At 69.5% G+C, this 23,778-nt stretch carries 27 protein-coding genes; 14 read left to right on the top strand and 13 right to left on the bottom strand.

The window, feature by feature from the left end; translation table 11 throughout:
* Window positions 1-81: 81 nt before the first annotated feature.
* Window positions 82-471: a response regulator gene (locus tag F6X38_RS21550; protein WP_161992875.1), complete on the top strand. Its 390-nt coding sequence runs from the start codon at window positions 82-84 to the stop codon at window positions 469-471.
* On the opposite strand, the gene F6X38_RS21545 is transcribed toward F6X38_RS21550, so the two are convergent.
* From F6X38_RS21545 to F6X38_RS21535, 3 genes are all read right to left on the bottom strand, one after another.
* Complete coding sequence (locus F6X38_RS21545; protein WP_161992874.1) at window positions 468-833, bottom strand: MarR family transcriptional regulator; 366 nt, start codon at window positions 831-833, stop codon at window positions 468-470. The two genes, F6X38_RS21550 and F6X38_RS21545, sit on opposite strands and share 4 nt — an antisense overlap.
* A gap of 226 nt (window positions 834-1,059) precedes the next feature.
* Window positions 1,060-4,893: a GAF domain-containing protein gene (locus F6X38_RS21540; protein WP_150973489.1), complete on the bottom strand. Its 3,834-nt coding sequence runs from the start codon at window positions 4,891-4,893 to the stop codon at window positions 1,060-1,062.
* A 107-nt stretch (window positions 4,894-5,000) separates the two neighbouring features.
* On the bottom strand, window positions 5,001-5,621 hold the full coding sequence (locus tag F6X38_RS21535) for a response regulator (protein WP_150973487.1): 621 nt from the start codon (window positions 5,619-5,621) through the stop codon (window positions 5,001-5,003).
* A 26-nt stretch (window positions 5,622-5,647) separates the two neighbouring features.
* Here F6X38_RS21535 and F6X38_RS21530 point away from each other — a divergent pair, with 26 nt between their 5' ends.
* Window positions 5,648-6,073, top strand: a complete 426-nt coding sequence (locus F6X38_RS21530) for a response regulator (protein WP_150973485.1) — start codon at window positions 5,648-5,650, stop codon at window positions 6,071-6,073.
* A gap of 201 nt (window positions 6,074-6,274) precedes the next feature.
* Here the strand turns inward: F6X38_RS21530 and F6X38_RS21525 are convergent, their stop codons facing one another.
* The 4 genes from F6X38_RS21525 to F6X38_RS21510 form a co-directional block, all read right to left on the bottom strand.
* Window positions 6,275-7,147 carry a haloalkane dehalogenase gene (locus tag F6X38_RS21525; RefSeq protein ID WP_210248905.1) on the bottom strand — a complete coding sequence of 291 codons (873 nt, stop codon included), beginning with the start codon at window positions 7,145-7,147 and terminating at the stop codon, window positions 6,275-6,277.
* A gap of 97 nt (window positions 7,148-7,244) precedes the next feature.
* Window positions 7,245-7,475, bottom strand: coding sequence for an Hsp20/alpha crystallin family protein (locus F6X38_RS21520; protein ID WP_150973481.1), 231 nt, complete (start codon window positions 7,473-7,475; stop codon window positions 7,245-7,247).
* 346 nt (window positions 7,476-7,821) lie between these two features.
* Window positions 7,822-8,775 carry a thermonuclease family protein gene (locus F6X38_RS21515; protein WP_150973479.1) on the bottom strand — a complete coding sequence of 318 codons (954 nt, stop codon included), beginning with the start codon at window positions 8,773-8,775 and terminating at the stop codon, window positions 7,822-7,824.
* Window positions 8,776-9,312: 537 nt separating this feature from the next.
* The gene (locus tag F6X38_RS21510; RefSeq protein ID WP_150973477.1) at window positions 9,313-9,519 is read right to left on the bottom strand and encodes a hypothetical protein; all 207 of its coding nucleotides are present in this window, start codon (window positions 9,517-9,519) and stop codon (window positions 9,313-9,315) included.
* Window positions 9,520-9,584: 65 nt separating this feature from the next.
* Between F6X38_RS21510 and F6X38_RS21505 the strand changes: the two genes are divergently transcribed.
* From F6X38_RS21505 to F6X38_RS21490, 4 genes are all read left to right on the top strand, one after another.
* Window positions 9,585-11,564: a GAF domain-containing protein gene (locus F6X38_RS21505; RefSeq protein WP_150973475.1), complete on the top strand. Its 1,980-nt coding sequence runs from the start codon at window positions 9,585-9,587 to the stop codon at window positions 11,562-11,564.
* Window positions 11,564-11,938, top strand: a complete 375-nt coding sequence (locus F6X38_RS21500) for a response regulator (protein ID WP_150973473.1) — start codon at window positions 11,564-11,566, stop codon at window positions 11,936-11,938. The genes F6X38_RS21505 and F6X38_RS21500 overlap by 1 nt, the downstream gene beginning before the upstream one ends.
* Window positions 11,939-12,039: 101 nt before the next feature.
* Window positions 12,040-12,252 (top strand): hypothetical protein, encoded by a 213-nt coding sequence (locus tag F6X38_RS21495; protein ID WP_150973471.1) that lies wholly within the window; start codon window positions 12,040-12,042, stop codon window positions 12,250-12,252.
* A 106-nt stretch (window positions 12,253-12,358) separates the two neighbouring features.
* Window positions 12,359-12,562, top strand: a complete 204-nt coding sequence (locus F6X38_RS21490) for a hypothetical protein (protein WP_150973469.1) — start codon at window positions 12,359-12,361, stop codon at window positions 12,560-12,562.
* A 61-nt stretch (window positions 12,563-12,623) separates the two neighbouring features.
* On the opposite strand, the gene F6X38_RS21485 is transcribed toward F6X38_RS21490, so the two are convergent.
* The 4 genes from F6X38_RS21485 to F6X38_RS21470 all read right to left on the bottom strand — a co-directional run bounded on the left by F6X38_RS21485 (window position 12,624) and on the right by F6X38_RS21470 (window position 17,691).
* Window positions 12,624-13,418 (bottom strand): MipA/OmpV family protein, encoded by a 795-nt coding sequence (locus F6X38_RS21485; protein ID WP_246191482.1) that lies wholly within the window; start codon window positions 13,416-13,418, stop codon window positions 12,624-12,626.
* Between the two features lie 71 nt (window positions 13,419-13,489).
* Window positions 13,490-13,831 (bottom strand): hypothetical protein, encoded by a 342-nt coding sequence (locus F6X38_RS21480; protein ID WP_150973465.1) that lies wholly within the window; start codon window positions 13,829-13,831, stop codon window positions 13,490-13,492.
* Between the two features lie 472 nt (window positions 13,832-14,303).
* Window positions 14,304-14,705 carry a hypothetical protein gene (locus F6X38_RS21475; RefSeq protein ID WP_150973463.1) on the bottom strand — a complete coding sequence of 134 codons (402 nt, stop codon included), beginning with the start codon at window positions 14,703-14,705 and terminating at the stop codon, window positions 14,304-14,306.
* Between the two features lie 91 nt (window positions 14,706-14,796).
* A complete protein-coding gene (locus F6X38_RS21470; RefSeq protein WP_150973461.1) occupies window positions 14,797-17,691 on the bottom strand; it encodes a response regulator in 2,895 nt (964 codons plus the stop codon).
* A gap of 262 nt (window positions 17,692-17,953) precedes the next feature.
* Between F6X38_RS21470 and F6X38_RS21465 the strand changes: the two genes are divergently transcribed.
* Entirely contained in the window at window positions 17,954-18,664 is a 711-nt protein-coding gene (locus F6X38_RS21465) for an SDR family oxidoreductase (protein ID WP_150973459.1), read from the top strand.
* A 90-nt stretch (window positions 18,665-18,754) separates the two neighbouring features.
* Here the strand turns inward: F6X38_RS21465 and F6X38_RS21460 are convergent, their stop codons facing one another.
* Both F6X38_RS21460 and F6X38_RS21455 read right to left on the bottom strand, forming a co-directional pair.
* Entirely contained in the window at window positions 18,755-18,922 is a 168-nt protein-coding gene (locus tag F6X38_RS21460) for an SDR family oxidoreductase (protein WP_246191481.1), read from the bottom strand.
* 206 nt (window positions 18,923-19,128) lie between these two features.
* Window positions 19,129-19,272 carry a DUF1127 domain-containing protein gene (locus F6X38_RS21455; protein ID WP_150973456.1) on the bottom strand — a complete coding sequence of 48 codons (144 nt, stop codon included), beginning with the start codon at window positions 19,270-19,272 and terminating at the stop codon, window positions 19,129-19,131.
* 196 nt (window positions 19,273-19,468) lie between these two features.
* Here F6X38_RS21455 and F6X38_RS21450 point away from each other — a divergent pair, with 196 nt between their 5' ends.
* The 7 genes from F6X38_RS21450 to F6X38_RS21435 form a co-directional block, all read left to right on the top strand.
* Window positions 19,469-20,254 (top strand): SDR family NAD(P)-dependent oxidoreductase, encoded by a 786-nt coding sequence (locus F6X38_RS21450; protein ID WP_150973455.1) that lies wholly within the window; start codon window positions 19,469-19,471, stop codon window positions 20,252-20,254.
* A 200-nt stretch (window positions 20,255-20,454) separates the two neighbouring features.
* Window positions 20,455-20,607 carry a hypothetical protein gene (locus tag F6X38_RS23575; RefSeq protein WP_161992872.1) on the top strand — a complete coding sequence of 51 codons (153 nt, stop codon included), beginning with the start codon at window positions 20,455-20,457 and terminating at the stop codon, window positions 20,605-20,607.
* 87 nt (window positions 20,608-20,694) lie between these two features.
* A complete protein-coding gene (locus tag F6X38_RS21445; RefSeq protein WP_150973453.1) occupies window positions 20,695-21,174 on the top strand; it encodes an adenine nucleotide alpha hydrolase family protein in 480 nt (159 codons plus the stop codon).
* Window positions 21,175-21,530: 356 nt separating this feature from the next.
* The gene (locus tag F6X38_RS23570; RefSeq protein WP_161992871.1) at window positions 21,531-22,136 is read left to right on the top strand and encodes a hypothetical protein; all 606 of its coding nucleotides are present in this window, start codon (window positions 21,531-21,533) and stop codon (window positions 22,134-22,136) included.
* A gap of 69 nt (window positions 22,137-22,205) precedes the next feature.
* Window positions 22,206-22,547 (top strand): DUF6634 family protein, encoded by a 342-nt coding sequence (locus tag F6X38_RS23565; RefSeq protein ID WP_161992870.1) that lies wholly within the window; start codon window positions 22,206-22,208, stop codon window positions 22,545-22,547.
* Window positions 22,544-23,191, top strand: a complete 648-nt coding sequence (locus tag F6X38_RS23560) for a DDE-type integrase/transposase/recombinase (RefSeq protein ID WP_161992869.1) — start codon at window positions 22,544-22,546, stop codon at window positions 23,189-23,191. The genes F6X38_RS23565 and F6X38_RS23560 overlap by 4 nt, the downstream gene beginning before the upstream one ends.
* A gap of 127 nt (window positions 23,192-23,318) precedes the next feature.
* Window positions 23,319-23,778: Mu transposase C-terminal domain-containing protein (locus F6X38_RS21435; protein ID WP_202618051.1), on the top strand; the 460-nt coding region annotated here is incomplete at its 3' end.

Raw genomic sequence — 23,778 nt, 5'->3', positions numbered from 1 at the left:
TGGGTTGCCAACGACGCCGGCGGGGCGTTCCATGCCATGCTTCGGAAGTCGGGCGCGACCCGTGGAGCGACGGACGACGGCATGACGGACGCGAGCGACTTCGCCGACCTGGCGGGCAAGCGGGTGCTCGTGGTCGAGGACGAGTACTTCCTCGCAACCGAAATGGCGGCGGCAGTCCGCAAGGCGGGCGGCACGGCGCTCGGCCCCGTGCCGGACGTCGAGGCGGCGATGGCGATCGTCGAGGCCGAACGGGTCGACGCCGCGGTGCTGGACGTGCGGCTCGGCGACGAGACGTCGTTCCCGGTGGCGCAGGCGCTGAAGGCCAAGGGCGTGCAGGTGGTGTTCGTCACCGGCTACGACGACTGGTACCTGCCGGCCGATCTCGACGATGTGCCGGTCTACCGCAAGCCCGCCGATCCCGACGAGGTGGTGCGCGTCCTCCTCGATCCGAAGCGCGACGGGCAAGGCTAGCGCAGCCGTCGCAGTCGCTTGGCGACCACGGCGTCGAGCTCGGCCAGCGCGGACACGGTAGCCGTCTTCTCGGCGAGCGCGGCGAGGATCTCGGCCTCCACCTCCGCCTCGACGCGCAGCACCGCGTCGCGCGCCGCCCGGCCCTCGTCGGTGAGGTGGACCAGCACCCGGCGGGCATCCTCGTTGTCGGCCGAGCGAACGACCCAACCCTTCGCGGCGAGACGGTCGGTCATCTTCGACACGGTGGAGGCCCGGACCGACAGGCGGATGGCGATCTCGGCGACGGAGACTTGGCCGTCGTCCTCGAACGACAGGAGGAACTGGTCCTGCCCGACCGCGACGTCGAGGTCGACGAGCCGCATCGCCAGTAGCTGTCGCACTGAGCGCGACACGGAGAGCAAGTGAGGAAGCAGGGAAAGGTCGGCGAACCGTTCGGGTGACCCCACCGCGTCGGTCGTCGTTCCAGTCATCGTCGGCCTGTCCCTGCTCTTGGCGCAAGTCGCTGACAAACAATCATGTTGGCAGGATCGTCGCACCCAGAGGTTCATTAGGCAACGATGCTTCGCCGCTTCCGACGCCCCCCGGCCGTCAGTCCCGAGCTTCGATCTCGTCCTCCGCCTGCAACTCGGCGAGCGACGCCGTGATGCGGCAGCGCAGGCCGTCCGACGCGTAGTCGAGCGCCGCCGTGCCGCCCGTGGTTCCCGACAGGCCCATCTCGATGAGCCGCGTCCCGAAGCTCTTGCGATCGGGCGGCGTGACGGGCGGGCCGCCGACCTCGCGCCACTCGAAGGTCAGGACGGGTCGCCTCGTCTCCGGGTCGGCGGCGACCGACCACGATACGTCGACGTGGCCGCCGGCGGCCGACAGGGCGCCGTACTTGCCCGCGTTGGTCGCCAGCTCATGGCAGATCAGCGCCAACGTCAGCGCCGCCCTCGGTCCGAGGCCGACCTTCGGTCCCTTGAGCCGCAACCGGTCGCCGTCGTCGTGCAGCGTCACCGCGGAACGGATCACCTCGCGTACGGCCGCTGCGTCCCGCCGCCCGGTCATCAGCACGTCGTGGGCCTTGGACAGGGTCTGAATGCGGTCCGAGAGGGTCTTGCGCGCCGATCCCATGTCCGGTGCGCTCCGCAGCGTCTGCGTGACGATGGAGGAGACGAGCGCGAGGTTGTTCTTCAGGCGGTGGGCCAGCTCTTGGTTCATCAGGACGCGCCGCTCCTCGGCCGCGATCCTGGCGACGGCGGCCTGCGCCCGGTCACCCACTTGCCGGACGAATTCGAGTTCGTCCCGGGACCAGGCGTACGGGCGGTCCTGGTTGACGAAGACGAGCGCGGCGAACTCGCCGCGGTCGATCACCGGAAGGTTCAGGAAGGCCTCGACCTTGATCGCCCGCAGCGCCCCGACCCCCGACGCGGTGCGGGGATCCGTCCCGACGTCGTCGACGGCGATCGTCCCGCCGGCCTTCAGCGCGTCGACGTGGGTGCCGAAGTCGCGGAGCCTGTGCCGTCCGACGACGCTCGGGACCCCCGGCGCGCATCGGTCGGCGAGGACGTCCGCGACGTCGGTCGTGCCGTCGAAGCTGGCGAAGCCCGTCCGGCTCGCCTCGATGCCGCTGGCCAGGCATTCCGCCGCCGCCTCGGTGATCGCCTGCCGGTCGGTCAAGGTGCGCAGCGCGTCGCCGAGCCGCAGCAGCGCATCCTGCCGACGCTCGCGCTCGACGCGCTCGGTGACGTCCACGAAGATCGTGGTGAACGTCTCGGGCCCCCTCGGCTGCGCGACACCCTCGTAGAACCGACCGAGGATGCCGACGCGGCCCGTGAACGGCCTCGCCTCGCCCGTGTCGACGACTCCGCCGAGCCCTTCCACCCATTCGTCCTCGATCCCCGGGAAGACCTCGCGGACGGTCCGGCCGACGAGGGAGCCCGCATCGACGCCGACCAGACGTCCCCAGGCCGCGTTCACCTCGTCGTAGCGCCAGTCGACGATCCGGCCCCCGGCGTCTCGGACGACCGTGCCGAGGCCGAAGCCTTCCTGCAAAGTCTCGAACAGGCTCCGCCACTTCGTCTCGCTGGCGACGGTCACGGCCTGGCTTTCCGCCAGTGCCTTCGCGGCCCGGCGCCGTTCGACCCCCGCGCGGGTCCGGCCCGCGGCGTCGCGCAGGAACTCCACCTCCGCGTCCGTCCACTCCCGGGGATGGTCGTCGTTGACGTAGAGGATCGCGACCGTCCGCCCCCGCTCGACGATCGGCAGGTTGACCAGGCTACGGACCGCGACGCCTTCCAGCGGTCCCGTGTTGCCGGCGGTGCGCGGATCGAGGCGGATGTCCGGGATGACCACGGTCCGTCCCTGCCGCAAGTCCTCGGCGTAGCCGCCGTAGTCGTCCATGCGGTAGGTGCCGGCGAGGCTCGGATAGCCGTCCGCCGTCCAGTCCGCCGGGACGACGAAGGTCTCGCCGTCAGCCTCCACGACGCCGTAGCCGACCCAGCCGACCCCGAGCGCCCGGCCGAGGATCGCCGCGGCCGCGCCGGAGATCGCGTCCGGGTCGTCGAGGTCGAGCAGCGCGTCGCCGAGCTCGCGCAGCGCCTCGCGACGTCGCTCGGCGAGGACGCGCTCCGTGGTCTCGAGGAATATCACGGTGAAGCGGTCGCCGCCGACCGCCTGCGCGACGCCGTCGTACCAGCGTTGCAGCGAGCCGACCTGCCGCGTGAAGCGGATCGCGGTCCCGGTCTTAACCACGTCGGCGAATTCGTTCACCCATTCGTCCTCGACGCCGGGGATCACCTCGCGCACGGTGCGCCCGACGACGGTGGTGGGTTCGATGCCGACGAGGTCAGCCCAGGCCCGGTTCACCTCCTCGTAGCGCCAGTCGACGATCCGGCCGTCCGCGTCGCGGACGACCCGGCCGAGGACGAAGCCCTCCTGGAGGTTCTGGAACAGGCCACGCCACTTGGCCTCGCTGCCCTCGAGCGCCCTCCGGGTCTCGTCAAGTTGCAGTCCCGCTAGGTGCTGTTCGGTGCGGTCGCGGACGATCTTGATGAAGCCGAGGTGCTCGCCGTCATCGTCCCGGAGCGGCATCATGTTGCCGCTGGCGTAGAAGCGCGAGCCGTCCTTCCGAAGATGCCAGCGCTCGTCCACGGCGCTGCCACCCCGGAGCGACGCCCGCATCTCGGCGCCGATCCGGTCGATGGCGCGGTCCTCGGGCGTAAAGAAGCGTTCGGCGTCGGTGCCGCGGATCTCCTCCGCCGTCCAGCCGAAGATGCGCTCGGCCCCGGCGTTCCAGTCGGTGACCGTGCCGTCGCGGTCGGTGACGACCACGCCGAACTCGGTGACGCTTTCGAAGGTCTGGCGGTAGCGGACCTCGGCCTGCCTCAGCGCCCGCTGCGACTTGACCTCGGCGACGTCACTGACAGCGGACGCGACGAGCCCGGCGAGCATCTGCATCATCACGACGTCGCGGGGCGAGAAGGCGTCGGCCTTCGCTGACTGCACCTTCAAGGCGCCGATCGGCTCGCCGCGGCGCGTCACCGGCACCACCACCATCGAGCGGATGCCGAGCCCGATGGCCAGGGCATGGTTCATCGAGGGGTCGGCTTCCGTGTCCGCGCAATGCATCGGCCGCTCGGCAAGCACCGCCTTGCCGGACAGCGTCCTGCCGACGGGCAGGCGGATGCCCTTGTGGCGGGCCGACGTGCCCGACACCGTGTCGTAGACGAGGTCGTCGCCGTCCCGCAGTTCCACCACCGCGCCGTCGGCGGCGTCCACGACGCGCAGCGCGCCGTCGACGACGGCTTGGAACACCGACCCGAGATCCGCCTCCGCGGCGGCGACGGCCTGCTGCGTCGCGATCATCGTCTCGAGGCGGGCGGCCTCGGTCAGCGCCACCTGTCGGTCCGCCTCGCGCTCCCGCATGGAGTCGTCGCGCTGCGTGACGGCGCGGCGCAGGTCGAGCTGCGCCATGACCTGGTTCGCGAGCGCCCGGAGACCGACCCGCTGCGGCGCCGTCAGGCCGCCCGGACGCGGCACGGTGTCGATGACGCAGAGCGTGCCGAGCGTCAGGCCCTCGGCGGTGTTCAGCGGCGCTCCGGCGTAGAAGCGGATGTACGGCTCGCCCGTGACGAGGGGGTTGTCGCGCGTGCGCGGGTCCGCCGTCAGGTCGTCGATCTCGAGGATCTCCGCGGTCCCGAGCGCGTGCCGGCAGACCGAGCTGTCGAGATCCGTCTCGCACGGCTCGAAGCCGACGCGTGCCTTGAACCATTGCCGGCGGCGGTCGACGAGGCTGACGAGGGCGACGGGCATGTCGCAGAGCTGGGTCGCCAAGGTCACGACATCGTCGAAGCCGCGTTCCGGCGGCGTGTCCAGGACCCGGTAACCGTGCAGCGCGCCCAGCCGCTCGTCCCGGCCGAGAACCGGATCGTGTGTCGTCAAAATCCTTGGACCCGTCAGAAAGCTGCGTCGCCCCGACCCCCGGGCGCGCCGGGGAGGACGCTAGCCGACCGTGACGGCGGGATGAAGGCTTTTTTTTAACAGACGCCTTACGACCTCGCCCGTTCGGGCAGGTTCGCGAGTGCCAGGAGGATCTGGCCGTCGGTGAATGGCTTGCCGACGAAGCCGACGGGCCGCGACCCGGCCGACCGGGCGCGTACCTCGTCGGTCAGCCGGCCGCTGACGAACAGGGCGGCGACGTCGTGCTCTTCGCGCAGCCGTCGCGCCGTCTCGACACCGTCGACGCCGCCGGCCAAGTCGACGTCCATGAGGGCGAGGTCGAGGTTCACGTATGCGGACGCCACCTCGAGCGCCCTGTGCAAGTCCGTCGCGAACCCGACGACCTCGTGTCCGGCGTCCTCGAGGATGGCTTGCAGGTCGAGTGCGATCAGCGGCTCGTCCTCAACGATCAGGATCCGCAACGGCACGTGGACGATCCCCCGGTCGGAGGACGGCGCGGGGCGATGAATGAAAAACTCATTCCACGACAAGTGGTTGGCATCGGGAACGTTCCGTCGGTCGGAGCGACGCGACGATCGGCCCGCGGGCGGTGCCGCGTGCCGGGTTCCGCCGAACCGTTCCCGGAACGGCTTCAGACGGCATGGCGTGTCCGGCGGGAGCCTGCCGCTGCCCTTTACGGAATACGGAGCCGGGTCGGCAACGGCAACCAAAACAGCGACTTGGCATTGACGCGACGATGACCGACGCCCCCGACGACCGCCGCCCCTTCGCCCTCGTCGTCGACGACGATCCGCTGATCCTCATGGACGCGCTCGACATCCTTTCGGATGCGGGGTTCCGGCCGCTCGAGGCGCGCGACGTCGACGCCGCCGAGGCCATCCTCGTCGAGTACGCCGACGAGATCACGCTCCTGTTCACGGACGTGCAGATGCCCGGCGGCCGCGACGGCTTCGATCTCGCGCGGCTGACGGCGGAGCGCTGGCCGGCGATCGGCATCCTGGTGTCGTCCGGCATGGCGAACCCGGACCCCGGCGTCCTGCCGGAAGGGGCGATCTTCCTGCGCAAGCCCTTCTCGGCCGAGTTGATCCATGATCGCCTCCATGTTCTGCTGCCAGAGGGCAGGAAGCCGGACCCGCTCAAGCAAAGGGCACGGCCGCACTGAGCCTCGGCTCCGGAGAAGGCATCCGCCCGCATTGGGTACCGGATCGGGAAGACGCGGTCACCCCGACGGCGAAGACACCCGCGCCATCCGAGACGCCGCGACGCGCAAGGCCTTCCCGGAATCGGCTCCCAGCGACGCTTTGATCGTTCAGACGACGCCGGCCGATCCGAACGCGATCCCAGCCGCGAGCCCGGGCCGGAGTCATCGCGTTCGGAAACCGTCGCTTCGGTGGGTCCATTCCCGCAGCGTTCGACCGATCGCGTCCGGCTGGTCGTGCGGAAGGAAGTGCCGCCCCGCGCCGACGTGGCGGGCGGCGAAGTTCGGCAGGCATGCCCGCCATCGTGCCACGTCGCCAGGTCCGATCACGGCGCCGGGCGATGCGTGCAGCGCGAGCTTGGGCATCTCGGACGCCCGGAGGGCTTCGAATGCCGCTGTCATCCGCGCCGCGACATCCTCCGGCTCGCCGCCGACCGGGATCTCGCGCGTCCATTGCAACAAAGGCAGACGCGAGCGCGCATCGGGGTACGGCGCCCGGTAGGCGTCGAGCTCGTCGACCGTCAGCGCCCGCTCGGTCCCGGCTTGCAGGATGACCTCGACCAGCATGTTCTCCACGAGGATCAGCCGCTCGCCCTCGCCCGGAGTGCGGAAACGCCGGAACAGCGAGCGACCGCCCTCGTCGAAGGCGTCCCAACCCGGCAAGGGTTCGAGACGCCCCTCCATGAAGGCAAAGGCGCGGACGCGGTCCGGATGCCGGGCGACGAGGTCGGCGCCCAGCGCGACGCCCCAGTCGTGGGTGACGATCGCCATCCGATCGAGGTTCAAGCTGTCGATCAGGCCTTCGAGGAAAGCGGCGTGGTCGGCGAAGCGGTACGCGATGTCGGGCTTCGAGGAGCGTCCCATGCCGATCAAGTCGGGCGCGATGCACCACCCCCGGTCGGCGAGCCACGGCATGACGTTCCGCCAGAGCTCGGACGAGGTCGGGTTGCCGTGCAGGAACAGGATCGGCGCGCCGCTTCCCGTCTCCAGGCAGTGCATGACCTGTCCGCGAACGGACACAAGGCCGGAGGTCGGCATGGCGGGCGGCTTTCTCAGGCCGCGGGCGAGATCCCGCGGAGGACGAACGGCGCCGCCGCGTCGCATGCCCGGCGGAAACGCCAGCTCCCGACGGGCCTCAGTGCAGGGCGACCCCGACCCGCGAGGCGATCGCCAGGTCGTGCAGGGCCGAGGCCTTGTGCGGATCGGCCTCGGCGGCGAGGATCACGGCGAAGAAGGCTCCACGGCTGATCTCCTTCTTGCTCGCACCCGGATGGCGCTCGCGCACCTTCGCGACGAGATCCTTCGGCTTCATGCCCGGAACGGCATACAGCGCGACCGTCCGGGCGATCTCCTCGATATCGGCCATCGGCGTCCCCCTTCACGCGACTGACACACGGGCGAAGTTAGCCACCTTTGGATTCAGCGCAAGCTCCATGCGATCCGATCGCGGGACGGTCGGGAGGCACGCCGCCGCGACCAGGGCATCCGACCCGATCCCGGTCGCCCGGATGCCGGGTGCGTGCTCAATGCTTGGGTGTCCATGCGTGGCGTGCGAGCGCGAAGCGAGAGGGGGTCGTTCGGCGAGCCAATCGATTGCCTGCATGTCGACGTCGTTGGGGTGCGGAGCGGGTATGGGGGGACCTCACTCGTTCGCGGCGGCCGGGGCCCATCCCCGACGTCGACCGTCGCGCCGGCTCCCCTCGGATAGAGGTTCACGCCGTCCTTTCGTCGACGACAACGGCTTCGTCGCGGACGTCCCGTCCGGTCGACGCCGTCTCCAGCATCGCCCCGAGGCTCGCGGTCGCGCGGTTCGGCATCGGGTCGAAGACGAGTTCCTCGGGCAGCCGCGTCATCCGGACGATGTCGCCGTCCTGCTCGACGAAGGTGTCGAAGTGGGTGAAGTTGCTGGCCGTCAGGTCGAGCACCGGCTCCCGGTTCGCCTCGAGCGCGGCGCGGAACCCCTCGACCGTCCCCGTCGCGACGAGAAAGTCCGACAGGCGGCGGAAGAGCTTGGGCAGGATCACCGCATCGTCGGTGACGGAGGCCAGCGACGACACCCGCACACCGGACTGCGTCCTGTCCCCGGCGAAGACGCCCTTCCCTTCCGCGCGCGCCTGCCTCGCGGTCGCCGCCAGCGCGTTCCGCAGGTCGGCGAAGAGTCCCCAGTAGAAGGTCGGGTAGACGAGGCCCGCCGCGAGGGTCGCCTGGTTGTAGCTCGCCGCCAGCCCGGTGGCATCGAGGAACACGTCGTCGCCGTCCTCCTCGTCGGCTGGCCCCGCGAAGGCGAAGGCGATGACGCGCCCGTACTTGTCGACGGAGCGGGTGAGGACGTGCCCGGGGGCGCCGTCGTTGGCCGACGCGATCGACCGCCGCTCCGCCGTCCAGGCGACGTCGCGGACGCCGACGAAGTCGAGGAGGAAGTCGGTCGCGGCCCGCGCCAGCGGCATCGGCTGGCTCAAGGCGCCGCCCCCGGACGGCGGCGAGTAATGGCTCTCTAGGGCGTCGACGCCCTCGAGCCGCAGCGGGACATGGCCGGGGGCGTTGAAGCGCGCCTCGCCGAGAAGCAAGCCGAGCGCGGTGCGGTCGTCGGGCTCGAAGCGGATCGTGTCGCCGTCCGGCGCATAGTTGACGACCCGGTAGCGTCCCTTCACGAGGCGGTAGGGCATGGCGGATCCTCCGCGGGCTCGCTACAGGCTAGGTCGGGTCGATGACGGTCCTGCGACGGTCGCGGTGCCGACGCGGCATACGCTTACGCGGGCTGCTCGGAGGAGATCCGTCGGTATCCCCTCGCGGCGGTCGCCGTCGGCGGGGTCTGGTGAGCCGGTACGGCGGCGAAACGCCGACGTCCCGGCGAGCGGCTGCCACCGAATCCGGTTCCTGCCTGCGAACCGCATGGTAAGCAAGTCGGCCGCTCCAAGCAGGGCCGTTCGACGCCGTACCTAGGCTTGGTGGCGACCATGCGGACGACGAGCTAGGGCGGCAGCGGCGGGGGCTCACCTTATCGCCGGCCAGGTCGAGGGACTACTCGAACCAGCCCTCCATGCCGGCCGGCGTGAACGCCGCCAGCATCGACGCTTTGTCCAGCCCGATGTTCCGGCAAGTGTGCGGCACGCGGCGCCGCGCGTTCTCGAGCCGACGGTCGTGGCCTCGAGGGCGCGGTGGCCGACGGCCGCAGGCAACTCCCCGTCGACCAAGCGGAAGAACTAGTCCTCGCGGCCCTGGATGCGCGGCGGCCCGCCGCCCGGCGGCACGATGCGGTGGACGATGAAGCAGGCTTCCCTGCTGCCCGTGCCGGTGACGAGGAACGTGTAGCGGTCGCCCGGCACCCGGAACGCCCGGCCCTCGCTGCTGACGACGTGGATTAGCTCGTTGTTGACTGCCCTCGCCTCAACCACCTCGCGGACGGGCAAGACGGATCGCCTGTCGACGCGGGCACGGATCGGCGCTATCGGTCGACCGCAACGGTCCGGAGCCGATGGCAGAGAACCCATATACGTCCATCGTCGCCGACCCTCCCCGCCTCGCGGCGCTCGACGCCTACGCCGTACTCGACACGCCGGCCGAGCCCGGCTTCGACGACGTCGTGCATCTCGCCTGCCGGCTCTGCTCTACGCCTGTCGCGCTCGTCAGCCTGGTCGCCAGCGACCGGCAGTGGTTCAAGGCTCGCCTCGGATTCCCGTCGTGCCAGACCGACCTCAACAGCTCCGTCTGCGCCCATGCCCTGTCGACGCCGGATCGGGTGCTGGTGATCCCGGACCTGACGGAGGACCCTCGCACCTCCGCCAACCCGCTCGTCACTGGTGAGCCCCACATCCGCTTCTACGCCGGCGCGCCGCTGGTGACGGCGGACGGCGACGTGCTCGGCACGCTCTGCGTCATCGACCACGCGCCGCGGCCTGACGGTCTCTCTGCCGAGCAGAAGGACGACCTGAAGGCGCTCGCGCGCCAAGTGATGACGCTGCTCGAGCTGCGTCGCGCCGTCGTCGTCCGTGACCGTTTGCGCGAGCAGGACCGGCACTGGCGCGAACTGTTCGGCCGGTTGGATGAAGGCTTCCTGCTCGGCGAGGTCATCCGCGACGCAGACGGGCGCGCCCGGGACTGGCGTTTCCGCGAGGTGAACCCGGCCTGGAGCCGGCTTCTCGGCGTCGATCCGGATGCCGTGATCGGGCGGACGGTTCGCGAGGCTTTCCCCGATATCGAGCAGGAATGGATCGACGAGTTCGTCGGGGTCGTCGACAGCGGCAGGCCTGCGACTTTCACCCGGCAGGTCGGCACGCTGCACCGCTGGTACGAGGGTCGCGCCTTCAGGCTCGAGGAAGACCGCTTCGGCGTCTTGTTCCTCGAGGTGACGGCCCGGGTCGCGGCCGACACGCGTCGCGCCGCGCTCCTGTCGCTCGGCGACAGGCTGCGCGACCTGACCGACATCGGCGAGATGACCCGCGCCGCCTCCGAGATCGTCGGGCGGACGCTCGGCGCGACCCGCGCCGGCTTCGGCCGCGTCGACACCGATGTCGAGACGGTCGCGATTGAGCCGGATTGGACGGCGCCCGGCATGTCGAGCATCGCCGGCGTTCATCGCTTCGAGGACTACGGGGATTTGCGGCACGAGCTGATGCGCGGCGAGCCGCTGATCATCGACGACGTCGACACCGACCCGCGCACCCGGGACGATCCAGGCCGCATGCACGACGTCGCCATCGGTGCCCTTGTCAACATGCCGGTGCGCGAGCGCGGGAGGACCGTTGCCGTGGTGATCGCCCACGACGTCGCGGCGCGGCACTGGACAGCGGAGGAGCTGGCGTTCCTGCGCAACGTCGCCGACCGCCTTCAGGCTGGCGTCGCTCGCGTCCACGCCGAGGACCAGCAGGCAGTGCTGAACCGCGAACTGGCGCATCGGCTGAAGAACACGCTCGCCATTGTCCAGTCGCTGGCGACCCAGACGTTGAAGGACGTGCCGGAGCGCGCGCCGATCGAGGCGTTCGACCGTCGCATCCTCGCGCTGTCGCGGGCACACGACGTCCTCATGCAGAAGAGCTGGTCGGCGGCCCGCATGCGCGACGTGATGGCCGGCGTCCTGACGATCCAGGCCGACCTCGACCGCTTCGCCTTCGACGGACCGGACCTGGACATCGGCCCGCAGGCGGCGCTGTCCTTATCGCTGCTGCTGCACGAACTGGCGACGAACGCGCTGAAGTACGGATCGCTGTCGTCGCTGAACGGCCGAGTGAACCTCGCATGGCGGACAGAGGACGGCGCCGAGCCCGTCCTCGTGCTCGACTGGGCGGAGACAGGCGGCCCGCAGGTCGTCCCGCCGAGCAACCGCGGCGGCTTCGGCACCAAGCTGATCCGGATGGGACTGCTCGGAACGCGCCGGACCGACCTCCGTTACGAGCCAGCAGGGCTCAGGGTCGAGTTCCGCGCGCCGCTTTCGGAAATCCAGGAGGCAGCCGCCTGATGGCCTCGCAGTCCCGCCCGTCCTTGCCGATCGTGCTCGTCGTCGAGGACGACCCGATCCTGATGATGGCGATGGTCGACTTCGTCGAAAAGGCCGGCTGCGAGGCGATCGAGGCGACGAACGTCGTGGAGGCGATCAAGATCCTGGAGACGCGGACTGATGTCCGTACCGTCTTCACCGACCTCGACATGCGCGGCTCCACCGCCGGCATGAAGCTCGCCGTCGCGGTCCGCGACCGCTGGCCCCCGGTGGAACTGGTGCTCGTCTCGTCGCGTCCTTGGGCCGAGCACGATCTGCCGGCTCGAGGCGTCCTCTTCGGCAAGCCGTTCGACGAACGGCGCATCGTCTCGACGATCCGCAAGTTTGCGGGCTGACGCCCGACGCAGCCGATCCATCGTCTCCATAGGCTCACTCGACACAATTCTGTCGCGGTCCGTCGGCTTCATCGGGTTGGGGACGCGAGGAAACATCGAACATGAGCGAGACGGCATTGGCGGAGGGCGTCGCGGCCTTCCGGCGCGGAGCGTCGCGAACGTCGAACCCGTTCGACGCCAGCAGCGAGGACTGGATGTGCTGGCGCGACGGATGGGATCAGGCGAACGCACTCGCCGGTCACATCGAACAGGGCACGGCCGAGGCGTTCGTCCGGGCGGCGGTGGCGAGCCGCGAGCTGGTCGAGGACGCGTGAGCCACGATCCGATCCGCCGATCCTCGAACGGCGGCGATCGGTTGATCCGTCTCGCTCAAGCCAGGCACCGTATGCTGCCCGGGAATGTCCGGGAGGGGTTCCGTGCATGTCCGAAAACGATCAGTATCCCGCAGAACGACATGGAACGAAGACGCCAGTCGCGATCCTGCTCGTCGTCGCGATCGGCGCAGCGGTCGGAGCGTTCGTCTACGGCCGCTCCGATACCGCGACGGATCGGACAATCACCGGCGGCATCGCCGTGAGCCCGAACCGAACCACGCCGGTCGCGTCATCGCCGCCGGCTCCTTGACCGACCTTCGAGCAATCGCGCCCTTCCAGTTTCCGGCGATACTTCGAGCCTTGGGCTGATCTTATCGGAACAGGTCGAGCTGGAAGCGCTTCGAGAAGCCGACACCAACGGTGTACTGGTTCTCGTCGCCGGCCTTCACGATCGGCGATCCTTTCGCATCGCCGACGAACCGATTCCACGACGCGTCGGCGTTGATGAACCAAGTCGGGCGGAACTCGTAGCGGGCGGACGCCGCGGCGCCGACCGTCTTGAAGCCACCCTTCGGATCGTAGCTGTCGAGGCGGCCGCCGGAGCCGAGCGACTCGGCCGGCGACACGCCGAAGTAGTCGTTCATGTACTCGCCGGACGCGAAGCTCGCGACCGGTCCGGCCTTGACCTGTAGCGCCTGTAGCGGGCGGACGACGAGGTTCGCGCCAAGATCGCCGACGACGCCGTGCGCGCCGCCGAAGGCGTAGCGCGCCGCGCCGTAGATTTCGGCGTGGTCCCATTCGTAGCCGAGCCGGGCGCCGGCCTGGTACGTCGGATCCACATCCGACAGGCCTTCGAGGGCGTCGGAGTCGCCGGAGTCGCGCTTGCCGACGTAGCCGAAGGACGGGCCGACCGAGAAGCCGCCGCGCTGCGGGTCGATGCTGCCGAAGGAGAACAAGCCCGGGATGCTGAGGTAGTCGAGGCTGACGATCGGGTACGGGCTGAACCGCTGATCCATCGAACCCTCGTACTTCGGCGCGGTGCTGCCACCGACCCCAAGCTCGATTACGACGTCTGTCTCGCTCGGCGACGCCGCGCCTGCTCCTGCATTGGCGGCGGCCGCGGCGTTGACTTGAAGCAACGCGGCGACGCCGGCATAGAACGCCATCATACGCATCGAACACGGACCCCTGCTGCCGGTCGTTCTGGCCGTTTCGGTTTCGTCACGGCGGACGTCGGTCAGATCGCCTGTTCCGGCTGCATCGCCGGCTCGAACTCCGGCATGCGGCGGCGCAGCGGCGACAGACGCTTCGGCAACCGCGCCACCATCGGCACGGGCGCGGCCGCGACGCGCTTCTGCCGACCGACGATCATCATCGGGATGCTGGCGAACATCGCGATGCAGGAGATCGTCAGCAGCGGGCCGATGGTGGGATCCTCCTCGACCGCGGTCGTGTAGAACACCAGCCACCATTCGTAGAGGAAGGTCGGCGGCGCGAGCGCGAAAAGGATTGCTCCGGCCCAGCCGATCAGGCGGAACTGCGTCGTCTCGTACATCGTGGTGGCGGGTTCGGTGATCATGGTCGTATCCGTTGGTTGGCGGAAAGGAGGAGTGACGGCCGGCGGAACGCTCAGGCTTTTGGTGTTCTCATGTAGGCCCGCAGGTAGGCGGGCGAGAGCACGCGGCCGTCCGTGCGTCTCACCCACGGCCAGCTTGCGGTGCGCGAGGCGCACTTCAGGCGCCCCACCGCCCATGCCATCGCGTCGCCGAGAGATTTGCACGGCTGCGGCGCCGTACGCGTTGCGGCCGAGTCTGTCTCGACCGACCATACGGACGAGAGGGGGCAGACGTGCTCGTCGCCGAGCACGACCAGGATTTCCGGCGTGGGCATGTGAGGATGACCGTTCGAATGTTCGTTCGTTCGCTAAAACTCGAACGATCGTGGTTCGATCCTCACAAGATTTGGGGGGTCGGATCGTCGGCGGCCTTAACGGAAACTCAACCTTCGATCGGCCAGTCGTTCCAAGGCGGTGATGCAGTCGGCGGCGCCCGTCACTGCGCGCCCCTGACGCGGCACTCGGCGAACTTCGCGCCCTCGGCGCCCGTGACCGTCGTCGCCTTGCGCCCGCCGGCGGCGACCTTGACAGCCTCGCCCGTCGCGACGCCGAGGTCCTCGCGGTCGGCGTCGTAGAGTGTGCATTCGGCGACCGCCTCGACGTCCTTCTTCGTCCGGTTGGCGACGGTAACGGAAACGTCGGAACCCTGCTTGCCAGGTTGCAGGTCGTCGACGCGGATCGCGATCGGTTCCTCCGGCACGAAGTCGGCGGGCTTCAGGTCGACGTCGGCGTCCTCCTGCGCGCCGGCGGGTCCGGCAAGGCCGATCCACGCGACGGCAAGGGCGACCGCGGCACGGCGGACATGGCAGGGGCGGGAAAGGCGATCGGTCCGCGGCATGCGGATCTCCGTTCGGGCGACCGATCGCGAGCCTACCGCGCGACGCTTGATCCTGCCTTTCGCCGAAGCCGCGCGGGATCTGTGGCGGCCGTCAGGACGGCCGCGCCAGCACGATCTCGCGGATCCGAGTCGCGAGCTCGCGCATCGAGGCCTCGGTCTTGGCGAGCACCTCGTCGGCGGCGCCCTCCAGTGTCGAGCGCTCGGCACGGGTGAGGTCCTTCGACGACAGCACCACCACCGGGATGTCCCGCCATTGCGGCTCGGCCCGCAGTTCCTTCAGGAAGTCGAAGCCGTCCATCACGGGCATGTTGAGGTCGAGCAGGATCAGGTCGGGCTTGCGCTCCCGAACGCGGTCGAGGCCGAGCTGGCCGTTGGTCGCCGAGACGAAGGCGGCGCCCTGCTTCTCGACCATCGTGGCGTAGCGCGCCAGCGTGTCGACGTCATCGTCGATCGCGAGCACAACGCCCGAACCGTCCGTTCGAAAACGGTCCATCACCTCCTTCAGCTTATCCCATTCCACCGGCTTCAAGAGGTAGTCGGACGCGCCGAGCGCGAAGCCGAGCCGCTGCTCGTCCATGACGGTGATCATCACCACCGGGATCGCGCTGAGGGCCGGATCCTCCTTCAGCTCCGCCAGCACCGACCAGCCATCCTTCTTCGGCATCGTCACGTCGAGCAGGATCACGTCCGGCACGAGGGCACGCGCCATCTCCAGCCCGGCGACGCCGTCCGATGCGGTACGGACCGCGAAGCCCTCCTTCGACAGAAAGCGCGTTACCAGTTCGCGGGCGTGCGGATCGTCGTCGATCGCGAGCACCGTCCCCGCCGGCCCGACCGCGAGCGTACCCCCCGTTGCGGGCAGCGGCTCTTCCTCGACGACTGTCACCTCCGCCGGAATGCGGATCGTGAACGTCGTGCCCTCACCGAGGACGCTGGTGGCACCGATGTCGCCGCCGAGGAGACGGCAGAAGGCCTGTGTGATCGCGAGCCCGAGCCCGGTGCCACCGAACTTGCGGGTCGTTGAGGCATCCGCCTGCCGGAAGCGCTCGAACAGTTGCTCGACCTGCTCCTCGGTCATGCCGATGCCGCTGTCCGTGACGGCGAGCGTGATCCAGTCGCGGTCGCCGTCGCTCGTTCGCTCGCCGCGCAGCGTGATCGTGCCGCCTTCTGTGAACTTCGAGGCGTTCGACAGGAGGTTCAGCAGGCACTGCCGCACCTTCACCTGGTCGGTGTGCACCTTTCCCAAAGTGCCGTCGTGCTCGATGCGCAGAGTGTTGTTCTTCTTCGCGACGAGCGATCCCACCGTCGACGCGACCTCGTCCATCACCGTCGCCAAGTCGAACGTCTCCGGGTAGACGTCCATTCGTTCCGCCTCGATCTTCGACAGGTCGAGGACGTTGTTGATCAGGCTGAGAAGGTGCCGGGCGTTGCCCTCGATTTTCTTCAGATCGGCGAGGAGATGCGTCTCGCCGAGGTCCTCGACCTCCTCTTCCAGAAGCTCCGCGTAGCCGATCACCGCCGACAGCGGTGTTCGGAGTTCGTGACTCATGTTGGCGATGAACTGGCTTTTCGCCCGGTTGGCGTTGTCGGCGTTGTCCTTGGCCGCCAGGAGCTCTTCCTCGACCGCGCGTTGCTCGGTGACGTCGGTGTTGGTGCCGAACCAGCGCAGGATCGCTCCCTCAGCGTTCCGGATCGGGATCGCGAGACTGAGGAACCAGCGGTAGGTGCCGTCGACGCCGCGAAGCGGAAACGTGTCCTGCCAGGGTTGTCCAAGCGCGAAGGCGCGCTTGTAGCCGTCGACGACGCGCTCAGCGTGGTCGGGATGATGAACCTTCTGCCATCCGAAGCCCCGCATCTCATCGAGCGTCGTGCCGGTGTAGTCGAACCAGCGGCGGTTGTACCAGAAGATCTCACCATCCGGCCGGGCCGTCCAGGCCATTTGCGGAATGTTGTCGGCGATGGCGCTGAGCTGGCCGCTCGCCTCGTCGAGCGCCGCCGTCGCCCGCAACTGCTCGGTCGTCTCGAGCACGAGGAGACCCGTGCCGCCGCGCGTGCCGTCGACGCCCCGCACCGTCGGGAAGGCGGCCGCGATGCCGACGCGCGAGCCGTCGTCGCCGAAACGGAAGCCCGGGTCGACGGTCGCCCGGCCCGTCGCCCGCGCCCGGTCGCTCAGCGCGGCGAACCAGCGCGAAGCATCGGTATCCTTGCCTTCGGGGCCGGCGATCCGCCCGAACTCGACGTTGGAGCGGGCGAGCCTGCCGTCGCGGTCGATGAACGCGATGCCGACCGGGGCGACGGACATCAGGTCGTCGAGCAGTCCCGCGCTCGCGCGGACCTGGCGTTGCCGTCGGCGGGCGAGCGCCGACAACGCCACTGCCGCGACGGCGGCGAACAGGAACAGCGCAGTCTGCACGAGGGTCAGGAACCGCTGCGCCCTCGTGTTGCCGGCGATCGCCTTGCCGGCCGCGCCGCGTTCCGCCCGCAGCGTCGCGCGACGCTCGTCGAGGACGCGCTTCCCCCGCTCCTCGACCTCCGGTGCGGTGGCCGCCTCGTAGCCGCCGCTGCGCCGAAGGCCGATCGCGTCCTCGTCGAAGGCGACCTCGCGACCGACGGCGCCGACGACGGCGTCGATGCGGGCCCGGTCGGCGCCCGCGCTCGCCGAGGCTTGGCGGAACGCGTCGATGTCGGCGTCGAGCCTGCCCTTCGCCTCGCCGTAGCTGTCGAGAAGGCTTTCGGATCCGGCCAGGACGTAGCCGCGCTGGCTGCTTTGCATGGTCGTGACGGTCGCCGCCAACTGCTCCAACGACCCGAGCAGGCCGCTCTGGAGGTCGGACGAACGGGAGCGCTCGAAGCTCGACCAGAGCGACCATGCGAAGGCGGCGACGCACAGCAGGAAGACGACCGCGACAAGCGCGGGGACGCGGCTTGATCGGCCGCTTCCGGCTCCGGTTCCGATCGGCGCGACTGTCGGCGTATCTGTTGTCAACGGTCACCCCCGGCGCTGTACGGGGCGGATGCCCGGCGCCCACAAACGCATAACCAAGCACGGCGGTTCTCCGAGGTGTGGCGGAGCATCCGTTGGGTGGGGCCCGCACTTCGTCCGGAAGGGATCGGAACGGCGGCGGCGGACGCCCTCGCGAGGCGGGTCCCGAGACCGGGAGCGGGTCGCGGAGCCCCCGAGTCTTCGCTATCTTGGTGACGGTCGTCGGCGGAGGCGTCGGCAACGGGCTTTGGCGAGGGAGAGTGCCATGACGATCGAGTTCGGCAATGCCCGGGTGCTCGTCGTCGGCGCTGCCGGCGGCATCGGCAGGGCCACGGCCGTCGCCTTCGGACGAGTGGGCGCGCAAGTCGTCGCGGCCGGACGGCCCGGCGCGAAGCTCGATGACGCCGCCCGGGAAGCCGGCGCCGAGGCCGCGGCACTCGACTTCACCGACGATGCCGCCGTCGAGGCCTTCTTCGCCAGACGCGATCCCTTCGACCATGTCGTGGTCGCGGCCGCCGCCACGAAGATTGGGCCGGTCGCGGCGCTGTCCGTCGCGGATGCGAAAGCCTCGATGGACTCGAAGTTCTTCGGGGCGTTCCGCGTCGCCAAGGCGGCGCGCATCACTGACGCGGGCTCGCTGACCTTCGTCTCGGGTTTCCTTTCGACGCGGCCGAGCGGCGCGTCCGTGCTGCAAGGGGCGATCAACGCCGCGCTGGAGGCTCTCGCCCGCGGTCTCGCGCTGGAGAAGGCGCCGGTGCGCGTCAACACGGTCTCGCCCGGCCTGATCGACACGCCGCTCCACGCGCGGCTGGGCGACGCGGACCGCGCGGCGATGTTCGAGCGGACGGCCGCCAAGCTTCCGGTCCGCCGGGTCGGTCAGCCGGACGACGTCGCGCAGGCGATCCTGTTCGTCGCCGCCAACCCCTTCGCCACCGGTTCGACCGTCACCGTCGACGGTGGCGGAACCATCGCGTGAACGAACGGTCGCTGGCTCCGATCAGCAGAGCAAACCGACCGAGCCTACTCCGATAAGACGCGGGTCGGATCGAGCCTCGCCCCTCATCGCTCATAACTTGTAGCTGCCGCTCGCCTCGATCACCTGGGCTGTAACCCAACGGCCCTCGTCCGACGCAAGGAACGCCACTGCCGCAGCAATGTCCGACGTCTCGCCGAGGCGTTGCGCATGGCGACGGACTGGTTGCACGCCGCCGTCGGCAAAAGCGCGACGCTCCATGTCTGCCTCCTCCGCATGTGGAACCAGCCAACTTTTGGACGGCTGGAACCGTCTGCCCGGCGAGGATGGGGAGCGCGAACGAAAACGCCCGCCGGGGGAGGACCGGCGGGCGTCATGCATGGCCTACGGCTGGGAGGAGGATGCCGCAGGCCGGTTCGTCGCGGCCTTGGGAGGAGGATGGGCCGGGACGAAGCTCGGGAAACTCGTCAGCGGATCGACTGGCGGGCGATCGCCGGGATGTCGGACTTCGCGATGCCGAGATCGGCAAGCTCGCGGTTCGACAGGCGGTTCAGCTCGTTCACGGTCGAGCGGTAGGAACGGTAGTTGCGAAGGGCGCGGGTCAGGTTCATCGTCTTGGTCCTAGGTCTGGCTCCCATCGGTAGGAGCCGTTTTCGTGTTCGTTTTTCTTCGACGCCCGCAACATACGCATTTCAACCGATTAGCAGGAGTGGCACGGACGCATGGGAGCCGTGCGGCCGTTCGATATGTCAAAGCGGCTCGTCAGCCGTGCGCGACGGGTCGAGGCAGTCTGGAGGAGCATCCGCGATGGCGAGCACCATGCTGATCACCGGCGCGACCGGCGGCATCGGAACGGCGCTCACCGAGCGGCTTGCGCGGGCTGGCCATCACCTGATCCTGGCCGCGCGGGACCCGGGACGACTGGATGCCCTCCGCGAGAGGGTATCGGCATACGCGGCGGGGCCGATCGACGTCGTCTCCGTCGACATGACCGACCTTTCGTCGGTGGCCCGCTTTTCCGACCAGCTCGCCGCATGGGGGGCGAAGCTCGACGGCGTGGTGCTGATGCCGCCGCAGGTACCACCCACCGGGGAGGCCCTGCCCGATGCCGCCGTCTGGGCGAAGCTCTTCAGCGACCACTTCACCGGGCCGCTCGCCCTTCTCCAGTGCGCGATCGCCGCCATGACCCCGAACCTTGCAGAAAACCGACGCGGCAAAGTCGTCATCGTGTCCGGCATCTCGTCCGTTCAGGTGCTCAGCCACTACGCCACCAACAACGTGATCCGCGCCGCGTGGCTCGCACAGGCGAAGACGCTCGCCTTCGCGCTCGGCGAGAGGGGCATCCACGTGAACACGCTGTCCTTGGGAGGCACGCTGTCGCCCCACTACGCCGACATGATCCAGCAGCGGGCCGCCGCGTCCGGTCAGAGCTTCGAGGAACGTCTCGCGGCGGAGACGCTCAACATCCCGCTCCGGAAGTATGGTTCCCCGGACGAAGTCGCGGGGGCCGTGTCGGCGCTCCTGTCCGACTTCTCCGACCACCTGACGGGAGCCAACATCATCCACGACGGCGGCTTCACCCGCGCCTACTGATCGCACGAGGGCGGCCCGGTCGAACGATCCCGACCGTCGCCGGGACTGCATCGGAAGGAGCAGATGAACGAGCCAGGCCCGCGATATCCCACGCTTCCGATCGCCGCCGCCGCCGCGCGGCCTGGCTCCTCGGCTCGCCGTTCGGCCTGGCGCTCGCCGCCGTCTGGTCGATCCTGCTGGTCCTCAGGGAACCGTTCGCCATGGACGCCGCGTCCGCAAGGGCAGAGCGGGAGGGAGGGACGTTCGGCGCCGGGCGGATGCGCCGCCTCGGACGGCTCGTCGTCGCGACCTGCGTCGCCGCGATCTGGGCCGTCTGGAGCGTCGTCGCGCTCGCCGACGGCGGCATTTGGTGAGCTCCGGCGTCCTTTCGGTTCGGTCCCCGCCGGCGGCGAAAGGGCCTCGATCGCAACAGTCAGGTGAAACCGTCGACGCGGCTTTGCTTGAGCCCCCCTCCCGTCATCGTCGATGTGACGGTGACGGGAGGGGGAACGGACGGATGCTCGACGACGCAGGTCCAGACGGATTCGGGCTCGGCTCGCCCGTCCCGGTCGCCGCGGGGGCCGTTTCCCGCCGCCATCCCGACGACGAGATCGTCCGCGGCGTGCGCTGGGGCCGTTCCGGCTGGTTGGGCAGTCCCGCCTACTGGGCCGCGCTCGCGGCGGAGGCGGATCCGGCGGACGACTACGTGCGCCGCGACGACGCGCCATGTCGCCGACGGACTGTCCGAGATCGTCATCGGCGCCGTCGGCACCGACGCCCAAGCCGACGGCAAGGCGCCCTTCCTCGACGCGATCGACCGGGCGCTCGCCTTGCAGGAGGGCGGCGTCCGCGTGTCGGCCCCGGCGCGGGACTTGGATCCCGTGAACCTCGTGCGCCGCTCCGGGCTGCCGCTCGAACTCCTCGGCCTGACGTTCTCATGACATTCGGGGCCGCACTCCTGCGGCCAATGCCGCGGATGCGGGAAGCGACTCGCGACGATCGAGGCACTGAAGGGCGGCCGCCTCGCGAGCGAGTGAACCGAGCTGGAAAGCGGGACGGCGGTCCCGACGGCCGGAGCATCGACGGGAACGATCTCCATCCCCGTTGACTCGACCACCTTCCCGTGCGTAGCTTCCCGGCCATGCGACCCTGCCCGATCCAACCGCGGACATGCGCGCGCCCCCGGCGCGATGTGGCCCCGCGCGCCGTCGCCGTCCACCGCCCCATACGCTGACCTCCGAGCCTTCCCGAGGTTGACGGACGAGCGGCGCCGCCCCGTCCGGTACGGAGCGTCGCGATGCATCCAGACCATTCGATCCGCGCGGTCGAGACGCCGCCGTCTCATCCACCCGTCGCGTCCGTCGTTCCGACCGAGGGCGGGAACTACCGCCCCATCCGGTGCCGGGGGGACGCGGTGTTCCCCTCCGCCATGGCCGTCGACGTGGCGCGCCTGCTCGACGTCGACCCCGCGGTCGAGCACTGGCGTTGCCGGGTGCCGGTCGCGGGTACGGCGCACGTGGCGGACTTCGGCGCCAGCGGAAGCCGCGGCGAGGAGTTGCTGTTCGTCGTGCCGGAAGGACGACCCTTCCCGGCGATCCATCGCGAGTCGCTGCCGCCGGGCGCGCGGTTCGTCCTCCCAGCCGACATCGATCCCGTCCGGCTCGAGAACGCCAGGGCGATCCTGCCGTTCGCCCGGTGGCGGGTGTCGCTCGACGACCGCATCCGTCTGCTTGCCGCTCTCGACGAAGAGGGCTCGGTCACCCTGGCGGAATGCCTCGGCATCCTCCGGAACACGTCGCGCCCGATCGCGGCCGTCGCGTCGCTGGCCTTGGCCCGCTTCGTCGACCTCGACCTCGACGAACCCATCGGCTCCCGGACGCGGGTGATACGGCGCGAGGCCTGACGACCCCTCGCCAGTTCCCTTTCCTCGACGCCCGGACCGCGATGCGGCCGGCGATCGGAGTTCCGTGCCATGACCATCCTCGTTCCACCGTTCGGCGAGCCCCAGCAACTGCGCGAGGAGCTCGAGCGCCTCCGGCGCCTCGTCGCGGACGTGGAGGCGCTGGCCGACGGCCGCCACCCGTCGGCGGCAATCCTGGACGACGCGCCCATCGTGGAGGATTGGGCGCTTGCCTTGCGCAGCGCACCCTGCCTGACAGGACAGTTCCAGGGTCACCCGAGCATCCGGAACGGGCAACCGGGGGTCACCTCGGACCTCTGGGTGCTCGCCCCCTCGCACGGCTACGCGCGGACCCTGTCGCGCTTCTACCGCCTCGGCCACGCCGCCGGGACCGACCGGGGGGCGCTCCAGTGACCCGGCTCGACGACTTCCAGCCGATCGACCTCGAGGACAAGGAGGGCTTGTTCATCCCGCCCGGGGCGAGGAACGTCGTCGGCAAGAACATCGTCGCCCGAGCCATTCGAGCCCGCGACCAGTACGACCTGGCGGTGAAGCGACTCGGCAAGCGGGAGGCAGACAAGCTGTTCTCGACCGTCGCGGCCGGACCGGACGGAAGGTATCCGCTGCACGAGGTCGAGATCGATCACACGACGTTGGACATGATCGTGGTCCACGAGAACGGCGCGATTCTGGGACGTCCCTACCTGACGGTACTCATAGATCGTCACACGCGAATGATCCTCGGCTTCGCCATCGGCTTCACGCCGCCCTCCTGGACGAGTGTCATGGAAGCGCTGGCGATGGCCGTCCTACCGAAGGACGACTTCCTTGCGAGGATGCGCGGTTCGGAGCTTTCGATCGTATCGGACTGGCCTTGCTTCGGGCCGCCGGACGTCCTCTTCGTCGACCGCGGGGCGGAATTCCGTTCGGCTTCGATGCGGGCGGCCGAGATGGCGCTCAACATGCGCATCGTCGATCTGCCTCCTGGCTCGCCCTGGCTGAAGGGCAAGATCGAGCGCTGGTTTCGGACGCTCAACCTGAAGCTTCTGCACCGGTAGCCCGGCACGACGTCGTCGAACGTCGGCGAGCGTCGGCGAGCGTCGGCGGAAAGGCCACGATCCGGAAGGGTCGGCCTGTCTGACGCTCGACGACCTCTGTCGTATCGTCGGCAAATGGATCGTCGACGTGTATCACCGCGAGATCCACAGCAGCACCGGACGGACGCCGCTCGAAGCCTGGAAGGACATCGACAAGGTCGGACCGAAGCTCCCGCCGCCAAGGGAACTGCTGGCGCCGCTGGTGGGCTTCACTCCCTACCGTAAGCTGCAACGCGACGGTGTCAGGTTCAATCGGCTGCGCTGGAACTCGAACGGTTTCCAAGCTCTCAGGGCGAGTTCGGACTGCCCGAAGGACGTGCTGATCCGGATCGATCCCCACGACCTTCGGACCGCGTACGTGCTCGACGAGAACACCGGCGTGTGGATCGAAGGCGAACTGCAGTCGGAATCGGAGGTCGAGAACTTGACCTTGGCGCAGTACGAGCACCTGCGGGTGAAGTCGCGCGAACTCGCTCCGGTCGACCTGGACGAGCAGCTCGACATCGCGAGGGCGCGACAGGAGATCTTCGATTTCGTCGCCGACCGCA

The organism is Plantimonas leprariae, from assembly GCF_008802405.1.
In the GTDB taxonomy this organism is placed as follows: domain Bacteria; phylum Pseudomonadota; class Alphaproteobacteria; order Rhizobiales; family Rhizobiaceae; genus Plantimonas; species Plantimonas leprariae.
This window is presented reverse-complemented; position numbering and strand designations above follow the sequence as displayed.

Bases quoted from the DNA above. Each gene is read 5' to 3' on its own strand.
- F6X38_RS21550 (WP_161992875.1), top strand. From the start codon at position 82: ATGACGGACGCGAGCGACTTCGCCGACCTGGCGGGCAAGCGGGTGCTC.
- F6X38_RS21545 (WP_161992874.1), bottom strand. From the start codon at position 833: ATGCGGCTCGTCGACCTCGACGTCGCGGTCGGGCAGGACCAGTTCCTC.
- F6X38_RS21530 (WP_150973485.1), top strand. From the start codon at position 5,648: ATGACCGACGCCCCCGACGACCGCCGCCCCTTCGCCCTCGTCGTCGAC.
- F6X38_RS21525 (WP_210248905.1), bottom strand. From the start codon at position 7,147: ATGCCGACCTCCGGCCTTGTGTCCGTTCGCGGACAGGTCATGCACTGC.
- F6X38_RS21520 (WP_150973481.1), bottom strand. From the start codon at position 7,475: ATGGCCGATATCGAGGAGATCGCCCGGACGGTCGCGCTGTATGCCGTT.
- F6X38_RS21515 (WP_150973479.1), bottom strand. From the start codon at position 8,775: ATGCCCTACCGCCTCGTGAAGGGACGCTACCGGGTCGTCAACTATGCG.
- F6X38_RS21505 (WP_150973475.1), top strand. From the start codon at position 9,585: ATGGCAGAGAACCCATATACGTCCATCGTCGCCGACCCTCCCCGCCTC.
- F6X38_RS21500 (WP_150973473.1), top strand. From the start codon at position 11,564: ATGGCCTCGCAGTCCCGCCCGTCCTTGCCGATCGTGCTCGTCGTCGAG.
- F6X38_RS21495 (WP_150973471.1), top strand. From the start codon at position 12,040: ATGAGCGAGACGGCATTGGCGGAGGGCGTCGCGGCCTTCCGGCGCGGA.
- F6X38_RS21490 (WP_150973469.1), top strand. From the start codon at position 12,359: ATGTCCGAAAACGATCAGTATCCCGCAGAACGACATGGAACGAAGACG.
- F6X38_RS21485 (WP_246191482.1), bottom strand. From the start codon at position 13,418: ATGGCGTTCTATGCCGGCGTCGCCGCGTTGCTTCAAGTCAACGCCGCG.
- F6X38_RS21480 (WP_150973465.1), bottom strand. From the start codon at position 13,831: ATGATCACCGAACCCGCCACCACGATGTACGAGACGACGCAGTTCCGC.
- F6X38_RS21475 (WP_150973463.1), bottom strand. From the start codon at position 14,705: ATGCCGCGGACCGATCGCCTTTCCCGCCCCTGCCATGTCCGCCGTGCC.
- F6X38_RS21465 (WP_150973459.1), top strand. From the start codon at position 17,954: ATGACGATCGAGTTCGGCAATGCCCGGGTGCTCGTCGTCGGCGCTGCC.
- F6X38_RS21460 (WP_246191481.1), bottom strand. From the start codon at position 18,922: ATGGAGCGTCGCGCTTTTGCCGACGGCGGCGTGCAACCAGTCCGTCGC.
- F6X38_RS21455 (WP_150973456.1), bottom strand. From the start codon at position 19,272: ATGAACCTGACCCGCGCCCTTCGCAACTACCGTTCCTACCGCTCGACC.
- F6X38_RS21450 (WP_150973455.1), top strand. From the start codon at position 19,469: ATGGCGAGCACCATGCTGATCACCGGCGCGACCGGCGGCATCGGAACG.
- F6X38_RS23575 (WP_161992872.1), top strand. From the start codon at position 20,455: ATGGACGCCGCGTCCGCAAGGGCAGAGCGGGAGGGAGGGACGTTCGGC.
- F6X38_RS23570 (WP_161992871.1), top strand. From the start codon at position 21,531: ATGCATCCAGACCATTCGATCCGCGCGGTCGAGACGCCGCCGTCTCAT.
- F6X38_RS23565 (WP_161992870.1), top strand. From the start codon at position 22,206: ATGACCATCCTCGTTCCACCGTTCGGCGAGCCCCAGCAACTGCGCGAG.